The following is a 17395-nucleotide window of genomic DNA, read 5'->3' as shown; positions in this document are numbered from 1 at the left end:
CGGGCCCTTTCTGGAGTCCGGTCCCTCCCGGGGCTTGCCTCCGGATATCTGACGGGTCATAAAATCTAACGGTCCGTCAGAAACCGCGGGAAGGGGCCGGACATGGGGAACTTCTTGGCAGGCAAGGTGATCGCCGTGACGGGCGCGGGCCGGGGCATCGGCCGGGCGGTCGCGCTGGGCGCGGCGGCGCAGGGAGCGCGGGTCGTCGTCAACGACTACGGGGTGTCGATGGACGGCGCCTCCCCGACCAGCGAGATCGCCGAGGGCGTCGTCAAGGAGATCGAGGCGGCGGGCGGGGACGCGGTCGCGGTGGCCGACGACGTCTCGACCATGGCGGGCGGTCAGCGGGTGGTCGACGTGGCGGTCTCGTCGTACGGACGGCTCGACGGTGTCGTGTGCGTGGCCGGGATTCTGCGTGAGCGGATGCTGTTCAACATGTCCGAGGACGAGTGGGATCCGGTCGTCGCCACGCATCTGAAGGGCACGTTCACCGTGTTCCGGGCGGCTTCGGCGGTGATGCGGAAACAGCGGGCGGGCACGCTGATCGGGTTCACCAGCGGGAACCACCAGGGGTCGGTCTCGCAGGCCAACTACAGCGCGGCAAAGGGCGGGATCATCTCGCTGGTGCGGAGCGCTGCGCTGGGCCTGCACAAGTACGGGGTGAGTGCGAACGCGGTCGCGCCGGTGGCTCGTACGCGGATGTCGGCCAACGTGCCCATGGAGTTGGCGGAGATCGGCGAGCCGGAGGATGTGGCGGCCCTGGTGGTGTACCTGCTGTCCGAGCGGGCTCGGGAGCAGGGGGTCACCGGGCAGGTGTACACGGTTGCCGGGCCGAAGATCGCGGTGTGGGCGCAGCCGAGGGAGTTGCGTGCGATGTACGCGGGTGCCTCCGGCGGTTGGACGCCGGAGGGGATCGCGGAGTTCTTGCCGGGGTCTGTGGGGGTGGATCCGATGCCGATGCTTGTGCGGTTGGAGGAGATGGAGAGGGCTGCGCGGGAGGGGGCTCGGCCCAACGCCCAGTAGGTGGGGGGTGGTTGTGGTTTGTGGCGGGTGCGGGTGCGTTGTGGCTGGTCGCGCCCACGCGGCGGTAGCCGCATATCGATACAGCCCCGCGCCCCTGGGTGGGTGTCGGCATCCGGCGTTTGGAGGGGAGCCCCCTGTGGATTTTGGATTCAGCTCCGGCGATGAGGAGTTCCGTCGGGAAGCGCGGGCCTGGCTTGCCGGGCACGTCGACGGGACGCTCGACCGGCCTACCTGGGAGCGCACCCTCGGGAAAGCGGGGTGGATCGGGCTCTCCTGGGGGGCGGAGGGGTACGGGAATCGTAGGCTCTGTCTGACTCAGCAGGTTGTCTGGGCCGAGGAGTACGCGCGGTCGGGGGCGCCTGCCCGGTCCGGGCACATCGGGGAGAACCTGCTGGCTCCCACGCTGCTCGCGCACGGCACCGAGGAGCAACGGGGGCGGTTTCTGCCGCCCGTTGCCGCCGGTGAGGAGCTGTGGTGCCAGGGGTACAGCGAACCCGGGGCGGGGTCCGATCTCGCCGGGGTGACCACCAGGGCCGAGCGGGACGGTGACGGGACGTACCGGATCACCGGGCAGAAGATCTGGACCTCGCTCGCCCATGAGGCCGACTGGTGCTTCGTGTTGGCCCGTACGGAGGCGGGGTCTCGGCGGCATCACGGGCTGACGTTCCTGCTCGTGCCCATGGACCAGCCGGGGCGGATCGAGGTGCGGCCCATTCGGCAGCTGACCGGGACCAGCGAGTTCAACGAGGTCTTCTTCGACGGGGCTTGTGCGCGGGCCGAGCATGTGGTGGGCGGCGAGGGCGCCGGCTGGGGCGTCGCGATGAGCCTGCTCGGGTTCGAGCGCGGGGTGTCCACGCTCGCCCAACAGATCGGATTCGCCGGGGAGTTGGGGCGGGTCCTACGGGCGGCCGTCGACAGTGGCGCCGTCGAGGATCCCGTCGTACGGGAGCGACTCGTGCGCCAGTGGGCCGAGTTGCGAGTGATGCGCTGGAACGCCCTGCGGACGTTGGGGGGTTCGGCGGAGGCCGGCGGCGCGGCGAACGTGGCCAAGCTGCTGTGGGGCGGATGGCACCAGCGGCTGGGGGAGCTGGCGGTGCTGGTGCGGGGGGCGGCTGCGGGGGTCGGGCCGGTGGACTGGTCGGCCGGGGCGCCGTACGAACTCGACGCGGCGCAGCACCTGTTCATGTTCTCCCGGGCCGACACGATCTACGGCGGCTCCGACCAGATCCAGCGCACGATCATCGCCGAGCGCGTGCTCGGTCTGCCCAGGGAGTCCAAGGGAATCAAGGGGGTTGGCTGATGCGCGGTGTGCTGTTCGACGGGAAGCAGGTCCAGGTCGTCGATGATCTGGAGGTGCGGGGGCCCGGGGCCGGGGAGGTGCTGGTCGCCGTCTCGGCCGCCGGGTTGTGCCACAGCGATCTGTCCGTCGTCGACGGGACCATTCCCTTTCCCGTTCCCGTCGTGCTCGGGCACGAGGGCGCGGGCGTGGTGGAGGCCGTCGGGGACGGGGTCACGCATGTCGTGCCCGGGGACCACGTGGCCCTGTCGACGCTCGCCAACTGCGGGGCGTGCGCGGAGTGCGACCGGGGGCGGCCGACCATGTGCCGGAAGGCGATCGGTCGCCCGGGGCGGCCGTTCACGCGGGACGGGCGGCCGGTGTTCCAGTTCGCGTCCAACTCGGCCTTCGCGGAACGGACGGTGGTGAAGGCCGTCCAGGCGGTACGGATACCGAAGGACATCCCGATGACGTCGGCCGCGCTCATCGGCTGCGGGGTGCTGACCGGGGTGGGGGCCGTGCTCAACCGGGCCAAGGTGGACCGCGGGGACACGGTCGTGGTGATCGGTACCGGCGGGGTCGGGCTGAACGTCCTCCAGGGGGCGCGGATCGCGGGGGCGCTGCGGATCGTCGCCGTGGACGCGAATCCGGCGAAGGAGGAGGTGGCACGGCGGTTCGGCGCCACCCACTTCCTGACGTCCACGGAGGGGGTACGGGACGTGCTGCCACCCGGCGCCGACCACGTGTTCGAGTGTGTGGGGCGCGTGGAACTCGTACGGCAGGCCATCGACCTGCTGGACCGGCACGGGCAGGCGGTGCTGCTGGGCGTGCCGCCCGCGGGCGCCGAGGCGTCCTTCCTCGTCTCCTCGATGTACCTGGACAAGTCGATCCTGGGCTGCCGGTACGGGTCCTCACGACCGCAGCGGGACATCGCGCTGTACGCCGAGCTGTACCGCGAAGGGCGGCTGCTGCTCGACGAGTTGGTGACGGAGACGTATCCGGTCGAGGACTTCGAGAAGGCGGTGGGGGACGCGGAGGCGGGGCGGGTGGCCCGGGGGGTGCTGACGTTCTGAGGCGCCTTTGAGGCGTCCTCCGGGGTCCTTCGGGGTGTTCTCGGTCGCGGTGGCTTCGGCGCGGGCATGCCAGGAGTTGTCCACAGGCGCCGGAAATCGGCTGGGGCATTGTCGGTCCCGGCCTCTACCTTCGGGCCATGAGCTATCGCGACGTCGCCTCGAAGCAGGTCCTGATCTGGGCCTGCACCTCCGTGGGCGCCCGCATGCCCGTGGCCATGGCGCCGCTGGCCCTGGTGTTCCTGGTGCGCGAACGGCCGGGCGGCTATGCGCTGGGGGCCGCGCTCGCCGCCGCGTTCGTGGTCGGGGAGATGATCGGCGCCCCGCTCATCGGGCTGCGGCTGCGTCCCGACCGGGCGCGACCGCAGCTGGCGGCGGCGCTCACGGCCGGGGCCGCCGGATTCGTGGGGCTCGGGGCGCTGCCGGGCGCGCATCCCGTGGTCCTCGCCGCGTTCGCGTTCCTCGCCGGTGGCCCGCCGGCCGCGGTCGCGGGCGGACTGCGCGCGATGCTCACCGCACTGGTGCCCGCACGCGCGGTGACACAGGCGCTGTCCGCCGAGTCCATGCTGACCTCGGGCGTGTGGGCGGTCTCCCCGGCCGCTGTCACGGGCCTGGCGCTGGGCGTGGCACCGAGGGTCCCGCTGCTCCTCGCCGTCGCCCTGATGCTGACGTCGGTCGTCGGCCTGTGGCTGCTCCCGGCGGGCTGGGCGGCCCACGACGAGCCCCGCACGGCGGGAGGACGGAAGGGACCTTCGCTGCTCGGGCTGCTGGCCGTCGCCTGGCCGGTGTACGTCACGGGCGCCGCCGGGCTCACCCTGCTGGGCCTGGCCGAACTCGTCCTGCCGGCCCTGCTGGAACAGCGCGGGATAGGCGTCGGCTGGTCGGGCCCGATCCTGGCGGGCCTGGCGGTGGGCGCGGGCCTGGGCGCCTTCCTCTACGGCGTACGGTCCTGGCCCGGGCGGCTGCGCACCCGCAGCGCGGTGCTGATCGGCGGTATGTCGGTCTGCGTGACCGCCGCCGCGCTGACCCCGAACACGGCAGGGATCGCCGCCGCGCTGGCGGTGGGCGGCATGCTCCAGTCGGGCGCGCTGGTCACCCGCAACCTGTCCCTGCGGGAGACGCTTCCGGCGGACGCTTTGGCCGCGGGTTACTCGGTCATGTACGCGGCGGCCAGCGCCGGTTACGCGGCGGCGGGGTCGCTCGCGGGCGCCCTCCTCCAGGTGGCGGCGCCGTCGACGGCCGTACTGGCGGGCGTGGCTCTGACGCTGGTGCTGACGGGGGTCGGGTGGTGGGGCGAGGTTCGCTTGGGTGGGGGTGCGGGGCGGGGTTCAGGACGGGGCTCAGTGCGGGGTGCCGATCCGGTCGCTCCCGGCCACCTCCAAGTCCCCGGGCTGGAAGGGGCCGTTGGGCCGGAGGGTCTCCCCGGACCGGAAGGCACCCCCGGACCGGAAGGTACGGCGATACGCGGTAGGAGTGACGCCGAGGGTTGCCTGTAGATGCTGGCGCATCGACTGGGCCGTGCCGAAGCCCGCGTCCCGGGCGACCTGGTCGACGGAGAGGTCGGTGGACTCCAGGAGATGCCGGGCCCGTTCCACGCGCTGCCGGGTGAGCCACTGGCCCGGGCTGACGCCGACCTCCTCCCGGAAACGGCGCGTGAAGGTCCGTACCGACATGGACTCCTGCTCGGCCAGGTCGCGTAGCTGGAGGGGTTCGTGGAGGCGGCCGAGTGCCCAGGCGCGGGCAGTGGTCGTGGTCGCCAACTGGGGTTCCGGCACCGGGCGTTGGATGTACTGCGCCTGCCCGCCGTCCCGGTGCGGCGGGACGACCGTACGCCGGGCGACCTCGTTGGCGACGGCGGCGCCGTGGTCGCGGCGGACCATGTGCAGGCACAGGTCGAGCCCGGCGGCGACGCCGGCCGAGGTGAGCACGTCGCCGTCGTCGATGAACAGGACGTCCGCGTCGACCTTGATCTTCGGGAAGGTCCGCTGGAAGTGCTCGGCGTCGGCCCAGTGCGTGGTCGCCGGGCGGCCGTCGAGGAGACCGGCGGCGGCGAGGACGTACACGCCGGTGCAGATGGAGGCGAGGCGGGTGCCGGGCCGGATGTGGGTGAGGGCGGCGGCCAGTTCGTCGGTCAGCACGCCCTGCTCGAAGACCGGGCCGAGTTCGTACGACGCCGGGACGACGACCGTGTCGGCGGTGGCCAGGGCCTCGGGGCCGTGGCCGACCTGGATGGCGAAGTCGGCGTCGGTCTCGACGAGGCCCGGCGGACGGATCGAGCAGGTCACGACCTCGTAAAGGTGCCGGCCCCGGGCGTCCTTGGGGCGGCCGAAGATGCGGTGCGGGATGCCCAGCTCGAAGGGGAGGAGACCGTCGAGGGCGAGGACGACGACGCGGTGCGGGCGGAAGTCCGGGTCGGAGTGGGAGTGGGAGTGGGCCATGGCCCGATCGTAGCGAATGCTGTCCTTCCGGCCACTCGTTCGGGGAGTTCGCAGGTCGGAAGCTTGAGGAGTGACGACGACTTCGAGACAGACACCCGATGCCGCCGGCGATCTCCGGAAGCCCGGCCGGGCGCCGCGACTCCCGCGCGTGCACCGGGCGTGGTTCGTCGCCGCCGTCGCCTTCGTGACGATCATCGGCGCCGCGGCCTTCCGCTCCCTGCCGGGCCTGCTCATCGACCCGCTCCACCAGGAGTTCGACTGGTCGCGCGGCACGATCGGCGCCGCCGTCTCCATCAACCTGGCGCTGTACGGGCTGACCGCGCCCTTCGCCGCCGCGCTGATGGACCGCTTCGGCATCCGGCGGGTCGTCGCGGTCGCCCTCGCGGTCATCGCGCTGGGATCGGGCCTGACGGTCTGGATGACGGCGGCCTGGCAACTGATGCTGTGCTGGGGCCTGTTGGTGGGCCTGGGCACCGGCTCGATGGCGCTGGCCTTCGCGGCGACGGTCACCAACCGCTGGTTCACCGAGCGGCGCGGCCTCGTGACGGGCATCCTGACGGCGGCCTCGGCCTCCGGCCAGCTGATCTTCCTGCCGCTGCTGTCGTGGATCATCGAGACGTACGACTGGCGCCCGGCGGCGGTGACGGTGTCCCTGGCGGCCCTGACGGTCGTCCCCTTCGTCTGGCTCCTCCTGCGCGACCACCCGGCGGACGTGGGCCTGAAGCCGTACGGGGCGCAGGAGTTCGTACCGAAGCCGCCCCCTGTGCAGGGCGCGGCCCGCCGCACGGTGAGCGTGCTGCTGTCGGCGATACGCACGGGCCCGTTCTGGCTCCTCGCCGGCACCTTCGCGATCTGCGGAGCCTCGACGAACGGCCTGATCCAGACCCACTTCGTACCGGCGGCCCACGACCACGGCATGCCCATCACAGCCGCCGCTTCCCTGCTGGCGGTGATCGGGGTCTTCGACGTCGTCGGCACGATAGCCTCCGGCTGGTTCACCGACCGCTACGAGCCGCGCCGCCTCCTGGCGGTGTACTACGCGCTGCGCGGAGTCTCGCTGCTGTTCCTGCCCATGCTGCTGGCGCCGTCGATCCACCCCCCGATGATCTTCTTCATCGTCTTCTACGGCCTCGACTGGGTCGCCACGGTCCCACCGACGATCGCCCTGTGCCGCGAGCACTACGGCGACGACAGCGCGATCGTCTTCGGCTGGGTGCTGGCTTCGCACCAGGTGGGGGCGGCGCTTGTGGCGTTCCTGGGGGGTATGGCTCGGGATGTCTTCGGGTCGTACGACGTGGTCTGGTACGCGTCGGGGGCGTTGTGTGCGGCGGCGGCGCTGATGGCGTTGGTGATTCGACGGCGGCCGGTGGGCGGGGTGGCCGCGGGTACGGCTACGGCCGCGGCCTCGGCCTGAGGGGTGGAGGGGCGGCAACTCGGCGGTCGCTCAGCGCGGCTTGCCGTACGCTCCCGGCATGATTGAACGCGTCGGCTGTGCGGGATGCGGCCCAGGCGCCCCGGACGCCCAGGGGGACCGGATCCATCCGGACCATCGGCTGACCGGAACCGACCGCGACCGTGACCTCGACCGGCCCGGTCTGGCACAGGCACTCGCGGCCGTGTGCGCCGGTGACACCCTCGTCGTCGCGGAGCCCGGCTGGCTTGCCCGCTCACCGTCCGACGCCCGTGACATCGTCGACTCGCTCACCGGCCGTGGTGGCAAGGTCTCACCCGCCGGCGGGCGGTGACGTGCTTCCCTACGTCTACCGGGTCACCAGTACGACCCCGCCGACCGCGATCCGAACGGCCACTACACCGGCGCCGAGCCCGCGACCAGCGACCGCGGGCCGGTCGAGGCCGCCTATCTGCAGGCCGTCGCCGCCTTCGCCGAGGAGACCGGTGTCGGGCAACTGGCCGTCCGTGAGCCGCAGATCGGGGGCTTCGGTCACTTCGGCCCGGAGGCACCGGTCGACGGCTACGGTCTGGTCCCCGCCGACTTCGCCGGGTTCCACGACGGTGCGCCGGTGTCGATCGCGGTCGCCCTGGAACTCGTACGGGCCATGCTCCGCGACAGTGGTGCCTGGTGCCGTCTGGAGGCGGAGGGGTCGTTCGCGGTGCACGTCGGCTGGGACCAGTACCTCTACGTGGGCAGCAGCCGGCCGTGCGAAGCGGCGCTGGCCCGCACGCGCTCGCTCGGGCTGTTCCCGGAACGCCTGGACGCATCGCCCTACGACTTCGCCCCCGACGATCCACAGCACGTACAGCGCCCGGCCGACGCCGACTTCTGGGCTCGCCTGCAGTGGACGGTCAGCGCCCACCGCGCGGTGTTCCTGGAGGAGATCTTCGCCGGCAACGCCTCCCGGTGGCATCGCCTGACCCGCGACAACATCGAGACCGTGCGCTTCCAGCTGGCCCCACGCGCACAGTTGGCGATTTGGCCGGACCTGCTCACCGACGTCGACAAGGCCGTGGCCGCGCTGCCCGACGAAGGCCTGGTGGAGATCGTCCGGGAGGACGAGGACGGGCAGATCACGAGCACGGTCGTGGACGAGACCCAGTTCGAGGCAGTGACCTCCCACCTCGCCGGCGCGCGTGCTGCCGGTGTCGTATCCATGTATGCCGGTGAAGATCTCCCGCTGTTCACCGCTGTGCTGCCCGACAGCGACGGCGTTCTCCGCGCACGCTGGCAGACCGAACCGACGCCCGGCGACCGTGACTGGGCCTTCCTGAAGACCCTGCGGCGCGGCCAGGTCGTCACCGGCACGGTGCAGACCATCGCCGGCTTCGGCGTCACCTTCGTGGACATCGGCGGCTTCACCGCGATGATCAATGTTCCGGAGCTGTCCTGGCGTCCGTTCGGCCACCCGTCCGACGTCGTCAGCGTCGGCCAGGAGATCACGGCCGAGGTCCTCGACGTCGACATGATCCGGGAACGGGTACCGCTGTCGCTCCGAGCGGTGCGGGAAGACCCGTTGCCGGAGGTAGCGCGACGAACAGGGCAGGTGGTCACCGGGCCGGTCACCAAGATCGTGCCGTTCGGCGTCTTCGTGCGCGTCGAAGACCGACCGGACGGCTTCGAGGGGCTGGTGCACACCAGCGAGCTGGGCGATTCACCCGAGGACACCATCGAGGTCGGCGACACCCTCACCGTAAAGATCGCCGAGGTCGATCTCGTACGCCGTCGTATTGTCCTGTCCCTTGTCCAGACCTTTGCCTCCGGTGCGGAGGACCAGGGGCATGCTTGACGACGGCCGGGTTGGGTCGTGGCGCGGTCGCCGCGATGGGGGACGCCAGTAGCCGGTGTCCGAGGCCAAGGTGGTCGTCAAGGAGAGGCTGGGCTGGAAAGCCATGGAGAAGCCGGAGAGGCCGGAGAAGGCCGATGGGCCGGACGGGCGGGAGCGAGGGTTCTCGCTGCCGCGGTTCGCTCTCGTGCTCGTGGCCGTCGCGATCGCCCACTTCACGACGGCCGTCGGCTTCGGCCACTCCGTCCCGAACGCGCTGGGGGCCTTGGCCGAAGACATGGTCGTGCTCGTCGTGGTGATCTCGGCGGCCGTCTACGTCCGGTCGAGGATGCGCCGGAGCGCACCGGGCCGGTGAGGTGACGGGAATGGACACTGTGAAGGACGCGCGGGGCGAGGACGGAGGGCGACCGGAGAAACCTGCCCACCGGGTTCCGCTGGGGCTGGTGTCCCTCGTCCTCTACACGGAAATCCTGCTGCGCTTCGTGGGTGCCGTTCTTTTCGACCCCACGGCCGACGGCCTGGTCGGCGCCCTGATACGCATGGTCGTCGGAGTAGGCATGACCACCGCGTTCGTCAAGTGCGTGCTCCTGTACCGACGCAGGCGGGAGCGGCGGGGCGGGTAGGTTCAAGCTGTCGCCCTTGGTTGTTCCGTCCCGATCGGTTCCTGTGCTGGAGCCGCGTGGCAGACGGCTTCGGTCTGCATCGAGGCGGACCGACTTCGGGGCGGGGTCAGAGGAAACGGCCCCGATGGAAAAGCAGCGGTGGCTCGTCCCCGTCGGCCGCCCCCAGCGCCTCCACCCGCCCCACCACGATCAGATGATCCCCACCCGTGTGCACCGCCTGGATCGTGCAGTCGATCCAGGCGGCGGCGCCCGCCAGGCGCGGGGAGCCGGAGACGGGCGTCGGCTCGTGGTCGACGCCCGCGAACTTGTCCGCCCCGCTCACCGCGAAGGAGCGGCACAACTCGCCCTGGTCGGCGCCCAGTACGTTGACGCAGAAGACGCCCGCGCGGGCGATCAGCGGCCAGGTCCTGGACGTACGGCCGACCATGAAGACGACGAGGGGCGGGTCGAGGGAGAGGGCCGAGAAGGACTGGCAGGCGAAGCCGGCCGGGGTGGCCTCGCCTTCGGCGGGCGGGGCGGTGATGACGGTGACGCCGGTCGCGAAGTTGCCCAGGACACGCCGGAATTCGGCCGGGGGGACCGGCGCCCGCTCGTCGTCGGCGACCGCCCGTAAGTCAGGGCGGGGCAACGCCTCGACGGACTCCGCGACGGTCGGCGAGCCGGCCGATCTGAGATAACGGACGGCAGCCGCCGCCATTCCCGCTTGTCCCAACATGGGTTCCATTGGAGCTGACGGATCGTCAGAAGTGAAGCCCTGTACGGTACATAACCGTCCGATCGGAGCGTACGCACATGGATCACGACCACGACCACGATCGCGATCACGGCAGCAGCACCGGCATCGGCACCGGCATCCACTCGTTCGTCGCGGAATTCCACGCCTGCCACGCGGAGTTCGACGAGTTCACGACGCAACTCCTCATGGACTACGACTTCGGTGAGCGTCCCCGGTCGTTCAGCCAGGCGGTGCTGGCGCGCCGGGGCGATCTGTACGAGCTGCGCTCCACGCACCGGTTCGGCCGAGTCGACGAACCGGGTCTGGACGACCCCGGCGTGGTGGACCTCTACGCGGCGCTCTCGATCGGGCCGCGGCTGTGCGTGGTGGAAGTCGGTGTCGAGGTCGATCTGGATCTGGACCTGGGCGCGGTGCGGGCCGGAACCCGGACGCCGTACCACTGGAAGCGGGAGGGTATTCCCTTCGGCGAGGCGCTCACCGTCCTCCGTGAGCGGACGCGAGCGCTCATGAAGGTGAAGGACCCCTTCGGTGACACGTCCTGACGGGCCGTCAATTCCCGTCGTAGCGCGGGCTTCGCCGCTCCACGAAGCTCGCCACCCCTTCCCTCGCGTCCGCCGTCCCCATGTTGATCTCCTGGGCGGTCGCCTCGGCGGCGAAGGCCGTGGCCCGGTCGGAGTCCAGGGAGGCGTTGATCAGCTGCTTCGTGAGGGCGAGGGTGCGGGTCGGGCCGGTGGCCAGGCGTTCCGCCCATTCCCGGGCCGTCTTGTGGAGGTCCTCGGGCGGTACGACGCGGTTGACCAGGCCCAGGCGTTCCGCCTCCGGGGCCGTCAGCGCGTCGCCGAAGAACATCAGTTCCTTCGCGCGCTGCGGGCCGATCAGACGGGGGAGGAGGTAGGCGCCGCCGCCGTCCGGGACCAGGGCCCGGCGGACGAACACCTCGATGAACCTTGCCTGTTCGGCCGCCAGGACCAGGTCGCAGGCCAGGGCCAGATGCGCGCCGAGGCCGGCCGCCGTGCCGTTCACCGCCGCTATCACCGGCTTCTCGCAGTCGAGGACCGCTGAGATCAGGCGCTGGGCGCCCAGGCGGATGACCCGCGCGACGTCGCCCGCGATCCGTTCGCCGCCCTTCGGCTGCCCGCCGCCTCGCAGGTCCGCGCCCGTGCAGAAGCCCTTGCCCGTCGCGGTGAGGACCACGGCCCGTACGGCCGGGTCCGCCGAGGCCTCCGAGAAAAGTTGGATCAGGCGTTCTCGCTGGTCAGGGGTGATGGCGTTGAGGGTTTCGGGGCGGTTGAGGGTGATCCACGAGACCTGATTGTCAGTGGCGTGCAGTACCAATGACTCAACCGCATCAGCGGATTTTTCGGGCGTAACGGATTCTTCGGGGGAGGAAGTCATGGGGGTGCTGCTCCGTTTCCTGCGGTGGCCGGTGCGGTGGCTAGGGCAGCTGCTGGAGTGGTGGCTGGTCGGTGTCCTCGTCCGGTCCAGGCCCGCACACCGCCAGCGCGTCCAGCGCCACCGCGCCCTGCCCCCTGGGCAGCACCATCAGCGGATTGATGTCCAGCTCCGCCAGCTCGTCCCCGAGTTCCAGCGCCATCCGCTGCACCCGCATCACGACCTCGACGAGCGCGTCCAGGTCGGCCGGGGGGCGCCCCCTGACCCCGTCCAGCAGGGCCCGCCCGCGCAGTTCGGACAGCATGTCCCGCGCCTGGACCTCGCCGAAGGGCGGCACACGTACGGCGGTGTCCTGGAGGACCTCGACCAGTACGCCGCCGAGTCCGACCGTCACCGTCGGCCCGAACAGGTCGTCGTGCGTGACGCCGACGACCATCTCGACGCCCCGCTCGACCATCTGGCACACGAGTACGCCGTCCAGGTCCACGCCCTCGTAGCGGGCGATGTCGGTCAGCTCGCGGTAGGCGTCGCGGACCTGGCTGGCCGAGGTCAGCCCGATCTTCACCAGCCCGAGTTCCGTCTTGTGCGCGATCTGGCCGCCCGACGCCTTCATCACCACCGGGTAGCCCACCAGCCCCGCCGCCCGCACGGCCGCCGCCGCGCTGGTCACCAGCTGCTCACGCGGTACGCGGATGCCGTACGCCCGAAGCAGCAGCTTGGCGGCGTGCTCGCTCAGCGCCTGCCCCGGGCGCATCAGTGCCCGCGCCTTGCGGAAGCTGGGCGAGGGGGTGCGCGGTGCCTCGTCGAAGGGGGAGCGGTAGGCGGCGGTGAAGCGGGCGTGGTCGAGGTGGGCGCGGACCGCGGTCACGCAGTTCGCGAAGGTGCGGAAGGTCGCCACGCGGGAGGAGCCGAGGAGCGTCTCGCGGTACGCCGGCTCCGTGCCGACCGGCGACCCCCAGATCACGCACACCAGTTTGTCGGTCTGCTCGGCCGCGTCCACGAGGTCCTGCGCGAGCTTGTCGCTCATCGGGGGGAAGGGGCCGGTGATGGGGCAGACCAGGACGCCCACCTCGGGGTCGGCGAGGATCGCGTCGATGATCTTCCGGCCGCGCCAGTCGCCGACCGGGTGCCCGCCGCTGTCGATGGGGTTGGCCACGTTCAGGTAGCCGGGTATCCACTCGTGCAGTTCGGCCTGCTTGGCGGTGGACAGCTGCGGCAGCCGCAGTCCAGCCTCCGTCGCCAGGTCCGCGAAGTGCGCGCCCGTGCCGCCCGAGATCGAATAGACGGCGACCCCGTCGGCGAGCGGGCGCCGGGCGCGGGCCAACAGGGCTGAGGTGTCCTGCAGTTGGTCGAGTCCGTCGACGCGGATCACGCCGTACTGCCGCATCGCCGCGTCCACCACCTTGTCGGCGCCGGTCAGTTTGCCGGTGTGGGAGGCGGCGGTGCGGGCGCCGGTCTCGGTGCGGCCGACCTTGACCGCGACGACGGGTACCCCGCGCCGGGCGGCCCGGTCGGCGGCCAGGAGAAAGGAGCGGCCGTCCTTGAGGCCCTCGACGTAGCAGGCGATGGCGCCCACCTCGGGCTGCTCGGAGAAGTAGGAGATGAAGTCGGCGGTCTCCAGATCGGCCTCGTTGCCGGTGGGGGCCCAGTGGGAGAGGCGGATGCCGAGTTCCTGGAGCGCGAAGACCGGGCGGCCCTGGTGGCCGGACTGGGTGATCAGGGCGATCGCCGGGCCGTCGAGGTCGTCGCGGAAGTTCTCGAAGGCGTTGAGGTTGGTGTTGGGGCCGAGGAGACGGATGCCGCCGCGTCGGACGGCGGCCGTCAGCCGGGCCTGGGCCGCCGCGCCCGCCTCACCGGTCTCCGCGAACCCGGAGGCGAAGGCGACGGCGAACTTCACCTTGGCCTCGGCGAGTTGCTCGACCACGGGGAGCGGGTCGGCGACCAGCAGCACAGCCAGATCGACCTGCTCGGGCAGGTCCGCGACAGAGGGGAAGCAGGGTATGCCGAAGACGGCCTCGCGGGTCGGGTGCACCGGGTGCAGCCGGGCACCGACCCGCTCGGCCCACGCCAGCAACTGCCGGGTGATACCGGTGTTCGGCCGCCCCTCGGCGTCCGAGGCACCGACCACCGCCAGGGACTCGGGCCGGAAGAAGCGGTCGAGATCGGGCACGCCGGCGTACAGCGGCCGGCCGCCGACGTCGAGATCGTCGACATCGGCCGGCCTGCCGTGCACGACCGGCGAAGGCTGCTCGCCGCAGGCGATGACCCGGGCCCGGCGGGAGTCGGTGGTGAGGGTGCCGTGGGTTGATCCAAGCATCGGTCCGCCCGCTCCTGTGTGACAGCACAATTAACTGACGCAGTGTCAGGTTACTGAACTGACACTGCGTCAGGAACTGCTGTGCACACAGAAGCTGTGACGTTCTCGGCGTCTCCGGCGGAGTCGGTGCGTGATGGTGGGCGCCGTTGCCGCCCTCGGTCGCCCTCAGTCGCCCCCGGTCGTCCTCCGCCGGTTACCGTCGGGCGGCGGTCTGGCGGGCGATCACCTTCGCGATCTTCGCCGCGTCGATCGCCATCTCACGGAACATCCCGCTGATGGGGTTGGTGTAACCGGTGAAGTAGAGGCCGGGGGCGTTCTTCGGGGAGTGCGGCCCGTGTACGACCGGCTTGCCGCGGGGGTCCAGGACGTCGAGGTGGCCCACCAGGCCCTCCAGGCCGCGGAGGTAGCCCGTCGCGGCGATCACCGCGTCCGGTTCGATGTGGGTGCCGTCGGCGAGGGTGATCTTGCCGTCCTCGAAGGAGTCCACCGCCGCCACGATCTCGACCCGGCCCTTGCGTACGGCGTCGATGAGGCCGACGTCCTGGACGGGGATCGAGCCGGCGGTGACGCGGGAGTACAGGCCCGTGTCGGGGCGGGGCAGGCCGTGGGCGGACAGGTCGGGGACGCTCACCTTGGCCATCGGCCCGGCGAGCTTGTCGACCAGGCGTACCGGCAGGCGGCGTACGAGGATGCCCGTGAACTGGGCCGCCCAGCCGGCCGTGGACCGGCGGACGATGTGCGGGGCGGTGCGGACCGACAGGCGTACGCGCGAGGCGCCGCCCTCCACCAGGTCGACGGCGATCTCGGCGCCGGTGTTGCCGATGCCGACGACGAGGACGTCGCGGCCGGCGTAGGGGGTGGCGTTGCGGTACTGGGCGGCGTGCAGCAGTTCGCCGCGGTAGGCGTCGCGGCCGGGCCAGTCGGGGATACGGGGGGTGTGGTTGGTGCCGGTGGCGACGACGACCGCGCTGCCGGTCAGCTCGCGTCCGCCGGTGGCGTGCAGCAGCCAGCCGGTGCCGTCGGCGGTCCGCTCGACCCGGGACACCTCGACACCGGTGACGACCTCCAGCTCGTGGTGCTCGGCGTACTTGTCGAGGTAGCGGACCACGTCGTCGCGGGCCACCCACCGCCCGAAGGAGCGCGGCATCGCCAGTCCGGGCAGCGAGGAGAGGCGGCGGGTGGTGTGCAGGTGCAGCCGGTCGTAGTGGCGGCGCCAGGAGGTGCCGACCCGCTCGCCCCGCTCCAGCACGACGGCCCGTACGCCCTGGGCCCGCAGCGCGTACGCCACGGCGAGCCCGCCGGGTCCGCCGCCGATGACGTACACGGGAGCCGTCGAGGTCGTGGTCGAGGGCGCTGTCGAGGAGTCGGTCATGTGCCCGAGGGTATGCGCGTCGTTACTTGATAGGTATCGGTCAAGCTCGGAATCGGTTGCGGATTGATCACGACCGTGGGAAGGGTGGGCGGGTCGGGTGGCGCAGGGGGCCTGGTTATGAAGGTCCGGTGAGGCCATACTGAGCTGACGTACCGTCAGATCCAGGTGGTTGTCAGGGGGGCGTGGACATGCGCGAGGACCGGTTCGACCTGCCCGACGTCGACGCCTTCACCCGCCCCTACTGGGATGCGGCGGCCGACGGGCGGCTGCTCGTGCGGCGGTGCGCGGCGTGCGGGCTGGCGCATCACTACCCCCGGGAGTTCTGCCCGCACTGTTGGGGCGAGGACGTGGCGTGGGAGGGGGCGAGCGGGCTGGCCACGCTCTACACCTGGTCCGTCGTCCACCGCAACGACCTGCCGCCCTTCGGGGAGCGGACGCCGTACGTCGCCGCCGTCGTCGATCTCGACGAGGGGCCGCGGATGATGACCGAGGTGGTCGACTGCACGGAAGGCGAGTTGGGGGTCGGGATGGGGCTGGAGGTCGCCTTTCGGGACGGTGTGCCCGTGTTCCGTCCCCGGGGTGGGAGTCGTACAGCCGTACGGGCTTCAATGGGGTGATGGCCCCAATTCATGAGCGGTCCCTCGCCCATCCCGTCCCCGAGTTTCCCGAGCTGCTCGGTAACGGACTCCGGCTGCGGCAGTGGCGCGCGGACTCCGACACCGACGTCGACGCGTGGCTGCGCGGGCTGACCGACCCCGACTTCCGGCGCTGGAACACCCCGATGAAGCCGGTCACCGACCTCGACAGCGCCCGCGACTCCCTCGGCACCCGCTCCGGAACCGCCGCCGACGGCACCCGGGTCTCCTTCTGCGTCACCGACTCCGCCAGCGGCGCGATACTCGGCCACCTCGGCGTCAACGACATCGACCCCTTCATCCGCGTCGCCCGCGTCGGCTACTGGGTCCTCCCCGAGGCCCGCGGCGGACGCGTCGCCACCCGCGCTCTCGCCCTCGGCACCCGCTGGGTCTTCGACGTCCTCGGCCTCAACCGCCTGGAACTCGGCCACGCCGTCGGCCACGGCGCCTCCTGCCGCGTCGCCGAGCACTGCGGATTCCGCTACGAGGGGACCCTGCGGGGCGCGATGTTCGAGGAGGGCCGCCAGGACGTGTTCCGGGACGTGCACCTGCACGGGCGGATCGCCCAGGACAAGGACCCGGAACCCGACTTCCCTACGGCCACAGCAGCTCCCTGAGCCAACCCGTGGTCGTATCCGCGCGGTAGTACCTGAGTCGTACGTGGCGGCGCTGGGCGTCTCCCTGGAAGAACTCGGCCTCCTCCGGGCGCAGTCGGTACAGCGTCCAGGTCGGCGCGGGGGCGTCCGGCTCACGCTGCGCCCGCTCCCAGGCGGCCCGCGACCCGTCCGCCAACTCCTCCAGCGAGCCCAGCACTTCACTCTGCCGGCCGGTCAGCGCGGCGGCCAGCGCACCTGTCGAGCGTGCGTGCAGATCGGCCTGTGCTTCGGAGGAAGGGGCCGACTCCACCGGGCCGCGCAGCCGGATCTGGCGGCCCAGCGCCGGCCAGTAGAAGTGCAGTGCCGCGTACGGCCGTTGCGCCAGCTGCCGTCCCTTCGCGCTGCCGGAGTGCGAGGCGAAGGACCAGCCGTCGTCGTCCGCGCCGTGCAGCATCACCGTGCGTACGTCGGGCAGGCCGGCCGTGTCCGAGGTCGCGAGGGACATGGTGTGCGGCTCGGGCTGGCCTGCCGTCACCGCCTCCGCGAACCAGGCGGTGAAGAGGGGGAGGGGGTCGGCGGGGGCGGACTCCGGGTCGAAGGCGGGCAGTTCCGTGACCTCGGGGGACCAGACCCGCAGGGTTCGCAGCAGGTCGTGCAGGTCGGGTTGCGGTGACATGG

Annotated in this window: 18 protein-coding genes and 1 pseudogene; 12 read left to right on the top strand and 7 right to left on the bottom strand. The window is 71.6% G+C overall.

Features of this window, described 5'->3' with window-relative positions; genetic code table 11:
* Window positions 1-102: 102 nt before the first annotated feature.
* The 4 genes and pseudogenes from CW359_RS27740 to CW359_RS27725 form a co-directional block, all read left to right on the top strand.
* On the top strand, window positions 103-1023 hold the full coding sequence (locus CW359_RS27740) for an SDR family NAD(P)-dependent oxidoreductase (protein ID WP_105972887.1): 921 nt from the start codon (window positions 103-105) through the stop codon (window positions 1021-1023).
* A gap of 136 nt (window positions 1024-1159) precedes the next feature.
* Window positions 1160-2323: an acyl-CoA dehydrogenase family protein gene (locus tag CW359_RS27735; RefSeq protein ID WP_105972886.1), complete on the top strand. Its 1164-nt coding sequence runs from the start codon at window positions 1160-1162 to the stop codon at window positions 2321-2323.
* The gene (locus CW359_RS27730; RefSeq protein ID WP_105972885.1) at window positions 2323-3372 is read left to right on the top strand and encodes a Zn-dependent alcohol dehydrogenase; all 1050 of its coding nucleotides are present in this window, start codon (window positions 2323-2325) and stop codon (window positions 3370-3372) included. Before CW359_RS27735 ends, CW359_RS27730 begins: the two co-directional genes overlap by 1 nt.
* A 137-nt stretch (window positions 3373-3509) precedes the next feature.
* A pseudogene (locus tag CW359_RS27725) lies at window positions 3510-4677 on the top strand (MFS transporter); the annotation flags it as partial.
* 32 nt (window positions 4678-4709) lie between these two features.
* On the opposite strand, the gene CW359_RS27720 reads toward CW359_RS27725, so the two are convergent.
* Window positions 4710-5807, bottom strand: coding sequence for a GlxA family transcriptional regulator (locus CW359_RS27720; RefSeq protein WP_232838626.1), 1098 nt, complete (start codon window positions 5805-5807; stop codon window positions 4710-4712).
* 70 nt (window positions 5808-5877) lie between these two features.
* Between CW359_RS27720 and CW359_RS27715 the strand changes: the two genes are divergently transcribed.
* Window positions 5878-7221 carry an MFS transporter gene (locus CW359_RS27715; protein ID WP_105972883.1) on the top strand — a complete coding sequence of 448 codons (1344 nt, stop codon included), beginning with the start codon at window positions 5878-5880 and terminating at the stop codon, window positions 7219-7221.
* A gap of 58 nt (window positions 7222-7279) precedes the next feature.
* Complete coding sequence (locus CW359_RS27710; RefSeq protein WP_105972968.1) at window positions 7280-7552, top strand: recombinase family protein; 273 nt, start codon at window positions 7280-7282, stop codon at window positions 7550-7552.
* 15 nt (window positions 7553-7567) lie between these two features.
* Here the strand turns inward: CW359_RS27710 and CW359_RS46700 are convergent, their stop codons facing one another.
* The gene (locus tag CW359_RS46700) at window positions 7568-7816 is read right to left on the bottom strand and encodes a hypothetical protein (RefSeq protein ID WP_232838625.1); all 249 of its coding nucleotides are present in this window, start codon (window positions 7814-7816) and stop codon (window positions 7568-7570) included.
* Between the two features lie 12 nt (window positions 7817-7828).
* On the opposite strand from CW359_RS46700, the gene CW359_RS27705 reads away from it, so the two are divergent.
* The 3 genes from CW359_RS27705 to CW359_RS27695 are packed head-to-tail and all read left to right on the top strand — an operon-like array spanning window position 7829 to window position 9669.
* Complete coding sequence (locus CW359_RS27705; protein ID WP_232838624.1) at window positions 7829-9049, top strand: S1 RNA-binding domain-containing protein; 1221 nt, start codon at window positions 7829-7831, stop codon at window positions 9047-9049.
* Window positions 9050-9104: 55 nt separating this feature from the next.
* Complete coding sequence (locus CW359_RS27700; protein WP_105972881.1) at window positions 9105-9401, top strand: hypothetical protein; 297 nt, start codon at window positions 9105-9107, stop codon at window positions 9399-9401.
* Between the two features lie 10 nt (window positions 9402-9411).
* A complete protein-coding gene (locus tag CW359_RS27695) occupies window positions 9412-9669 on the top strand; it encodes a hypothetical protein (protein ID WP_105972880.1) in 258 nt (85 codons plus the stop codon).
* A gap of 106 nt (window positions 9670-9775) precedes the next feature.
* Here the strand turns inward: CW359_RS27695 and CW359_RS27690 are convergent, their stop codons facing one another.
* The gene (locus CW359_RS27690) at window positions 9776-10384 is read right to left on the bottom strand and encodes a flavin reductase family protein (protein ID WP_232838623.1); all 609 of its coding nucleotides are present in this window, start codon (window positions 10382-10384) and stop codon (window positions 9776-9778) included.
* Between the two features lie 77 nt (window positions 10385-10461).
* Here CW359_RS27690 and CW359_RS27685 point away from each other — a divergent pair, with 77 nt between their 5' ends.
* Window positions 10462-10947, top strand: coding sequence for a hypothetical protein (locus tag CW359_RS27685; protein WP_105972878.1), 486 nt, complete (start codon window positions 10462-10464; stop codon window positions 10945-10947).
* A gap of 7 nt (window positions 10948-10954) precedes the next feature.
* Here the strand turns inward: CW359_RS27685 and CW359_RS27680 are convergent, their stop codons facing one another.
* The 3 genes from CW359_RS27680 to CW359_RS27670 form a co-directional block, all read right to left on the bottom strand.
* Window positions 10955-11800 carry an enoyl-CoA hydratase/isomerase family protein gene (locus CW359_RS27680; protein ID WP_105972877.1) on the bottom strand — a complete coding sequence of 282 codons (846 nt, stop codon included), beginning with the start codon at window positions 11798-11800 and terminating at the stop codon, window positions 10955-10957.
* A gap of 40 nt (window positions 11801-11840) precedes the next feature.
* Entirely contained in the window at window positions 11841-14114 is a 2274-nt protein-coding gene (locus CW359_RS27675; protein WP_105972876.1) for an acetate--CoA ligase family protein, read from the bottom strand.
* A gap of 193 nt (window positions 14115-14307) precedes the next feature.
* Window positions 14308-15486, bottom strand: a complete 1179-nt coding sequence (locus tag CW359_RS27670; protein WP_105972875.1) for a flavin-containing monooxygenase — start codon at window positions 15484-15486, stop codon at window positions 14308-14310.
* A 188-nt stretch (window positions 15487-15674) separates the two neighbouring features.
* Between CW359_RS27670 and CW359_RS27665 the strand changes: the two genes are divergently transcribed.
* Both CW359_RS27665 and CW359_RS27660 read left to right on the top strand, forming a co-directional pair.
* Entirely contained in the window at window positions 15675-16103 is a 429-nt protein-coding gene (locus tag CW359_RS27665; RefSeq protein ID WP_105972967.1) for a Zn-ribbon domain-containing OB-fold protein, read from the top strand.
* Window positions 16103-16738 carry a GNAT family N-acetyltransferase gene (locus CW359_RS27660; RefSeq protein ID WP_105972874.1) on the top strand — a complete coding sequence of 212 codons (636 nt, stop codon included), beginning with the start codon at window positions 16103-16105 and terminating at the stop codon, window positions 16736-16738. The genes CW359_RS27665 and CW359_RS27660 overlap by 1 nt, the downstream gene beginning before the upstream one ends.
* Here the strand turns inward: CW359_RS27660 and CW359_RS27655 are convergent.
* Window positions 16716-17393 (bottom strand): pyridoxine/pyridoxamine 5'-phosphate oxidase, encoded by a 678-nt coding sequence (locus tag CW359_RS27655; protein WP_105972873.1) that lies wholly within the window; start codon window positions 17391-17393, stop codon window positions 16716-16718. The two genes, CW359_RS27660 and CW359_RS27655, sit on opposite strands and share 23 nt — an antisense overlap.
* Between the last annotated feature and the right edge of the window lie 2 nt (window positions 17394-17395).

The sequence above is a fragment of the Streptomyces geranii genome, from assembly GCF_002954775.1.
Classification (GTDB): domain Bacteria; phylum Actinomycetota; class Actinomycetes; order Streptomycetales; family Streptomycetaceae; genus Streptomyces; species Streptomyces geranii.
Note: the sequence above shows the minus strand (reverse complement) of the source record. Positions and strands in the feature narration are given on the sequence as shown.

What these genes read in the sequence shown, in the direction of transcription:
- CW359_RS27690 (WP_232838623.1), bottom strand. Translation starts at nt 10,384, where the DNA reads ATGTTGGGACAAGCGGGAATGGCGGCGGCTGCCGTCCGTTATCTCAGA.
- CW359_RS27695 (WP_105972880.1), top strand. Translation starts at nt 9,412, where the DNA reads ATGGACACTGTGAAGGACGCGCGGGGCGAGGACGGAGGGCGACCGGAG.
- CW359_RS27660 (WP_105972874.1), top strand. Translation starts at nt 16,103, where the DNA reads ATGGCCCCAATTCATGAGCGGTCCCTCGCCCATCCCGTCCCCGAGTTT.
- CW359_RS27685 (WP_105972878.1), top strand. Translation starts at nt 10,462, where the DNA reads ATGGATCACGACCACGACCACGATCGCGATCACGGCAGCAGCACCGGC.
- CW359_RS27680 (WP_105972877.1), bottom strand. Translation starts at nt 11,800, where the DNA reads ATGACTTCCTCCCCCGAAGAATCCGTTACGCCCGAAAAATCCGCTGAT.
- CW359_RS27665 (WP_105972967.1), top strand. Translation starts at nt 15,675, where the DNA reads ATGCGCGAGGACCGGTTCGACCTGCCCGACGTCGACGCCTTCACCCGC.
- CW359_RS27720 (WP_232838626.1), bottom strand. Translation starts at nt 5,807, where the DNA reads ATGGCCCACTCCCACTCCCACTCCGACCCGGACTTCCGCCCGCACCGC.
- CW359_RS27710 (WP_105972968.1), top strand. Translation starts at nt 7,280, where the DNA reads ATGATTGAACGCGTCGGCTGTGCGGGATGCGGCCCAGGCGCCCCGGAC.
- CW359_RS27670 (WP_105972875.1), bottom strand. Translation starts at nt 15,486, where the DNA reads ATGACCGACTCCTCGACAGCGCCCTCGACCACGACCTCGACGGCTCCC.
- CW359_RS27730 (WP_105972885.1), top strand. Translation starts at nt 2,323, where the DNA reads ATGCGCGGTGTGCTGTTCGACGGGAAGCAGGTCCAGGTCGTCGATGAT.
- CW359_RS27740 (WP_105972887.1), top strand. Translation starts at nt 103, where the DNA reads ATGGGGAACTTCTTGGCAGGCAAGGTGATCGCCGTGACGGGCGCGGGC.
- CW359_RS27655 (WP_105972873.1), bottom strand. Translation starts at nt 17,393, where the DNA reads ATGTCACCGCAACCCGACCTGCACGACCTGCTGCGAACCCTGCGGGTC.
- CW359_RS27675 (WP_105972876.1), bottom strand. Translation starts at nt 14,114, where the DNA reads ATGCTTGGATCAACCCACGGCACCCTCACCACCGACTCCCGCCGGGCC.